This is a genomic window from Methylobacterium longum (assembly GCF_022179385.1).
Classification (GTDB): domain Bacteria; phylum Pseudomonadota; class Alphaproteobacteria; order Rhizobiales; family Beijerinckiaceae; genus Methylobacterium; species Methylobacterium longum.
Map to the genome: position 1 here is coordinate 1 of NZ_BPQS01000132.1, position 1,204 is coordinate 1,204.

A 1,204-nucleotide genomic window follows, 5' to 3' on the forward strand; every position below is an offset into this window, starting at 1 on the left:
GACATAGCCATACGCCCTGACATCGACATGTGACGGAGCTCCCAATCCGCTCCGTATGTCGCCTTCACGCCGTCTGCCGGAAGGTGCCGCCCAGACAGCGCTTACGCTTCAGCGCGGCCTCGTCGGTTCGGAAATGGCCGTGGGCGCGCACAGCCCAACGCAGCGTGGCGTTCATGGCCTCGATTGCGTTCGTCGTGTGAAGGATCCGGCGCACCTCACCGGGGAAGGCGTAATACGGGATCACCCACCCCCAGGGCCGTCACCAGCTCCGGGCGATGGCCCGATAGCGCCGACCCCATCTTGCGACCGTAGCCTTTGTGCGTGTTACCGACGTCCTCGCCCGCCAGATGGTGGTTCATCTCAGCGTCGAGCGCTCGCTTGGATAGGACCTTCTTCAGCTCTCCCAGCAGGCCATCGGCCTCGAGCGCCGTTTTGGAGTCAGCCCCGGCCCGCCACTGGTCCAGGAGCGCGTCAGGGATACGGGGTGCTCTGGGTATTGCCATTCGGAACCTCCTTCGGGTCAACCATGACCGCCCGCATAAGAAATTCTTGACAGTCCCCCGCCAGGCTTCGACAAGGTCGCGTACCGAGAACGCAATCGGTCGATCAGCTGATCAAACGGCTCAAGCAGTATAGCCGCATCGCCACCCGCTACTAGAAGAGAGACGCCCACCACCTCGCTATAGTAACCCTCGGCATGACCATGCCCTCACTCAAACGACTTTGCGGAGACGCCTTACACCTTCACAGTTGCGCCGCGTGTCTGGTCGAATTGGGGCCACTCCACATTGCCGCTACAGTTTGCCAACCCAGCTGGTTCCGACGATCTTCTCGTCGGCTTGAACCGCCTGATCAGCGCCCGCAGACTGGCGGTGCTAAGTATGGGCTCGCAGGAGTCGACGTCTGCCGAGATGAGCCCCACCTATGGGAGCTACGCAGCAGCCATAGAGTCGCCGAGCCCTCACTTCTTCGGCAATCCAGGCGCTGTCGAGGGGCACACGGCTGAATTCGATGCCGTTCCAGCGTCCAAGCCGATCGAGCGGCGCGTGCTGCAGACGATCCCTAACGTCAGCGCCCTGCCAGCCCGGCAGTTGCCGCTAGATGTTCGGTCCCGGCATGTGGTGTGACGGATCGAGCCTGAAGCGTTCTGGCTCTTTCGTCCAGGCCTGGCAGATGAACTCGTAGGGGGTAAGGCCGCGCAGGG

At 62.6% G+C, this 1,204-nt stretch carries 1 protein-coding gene and 2 pseudogenes; all 3 read right to left on the minus strand.

Annotation, left to right across the window (positions count from 1 at the left end):
• Nucleotides 1-106: 106 nt before the first annotated feature.
• Nucleotides 107-298: pseudogene (locus MFF58_RS31675) on the minus strand (transposase); the annotation flags it as partial.
• Nucleotides 216-503, minus strand: a complete 288-nt coding sequence (locus MFF58_RS31680; protein WP_373323425.1) for a hypothetical protein — start codon at nucleotides 501-503, stop codon at nucleotides 216-218. The pseudogene MFF58_RS31675 and the gene MFF58_RS31680, both read right to left, overlap by 83 nt.
• A gap of 594 nt (nucleotides 504-1,097) precedes the next feature.
• Nucleotides 1,098-1,204 (minus strand): annotated as a pseudogene (locus MFF58_RS31690) (IS481 family transposase); the annotation flags it as partial.

What these genes read in the sequence shown, in the direction of transcription:
- MFF58_RS31680 (WP_373323425.1), bottom strand. Translation starts at nt 503, where the DNA reads ATGGCAATACCCAGAGCACCCCGTATCCCTGACGCGCTCCTGGACCAG.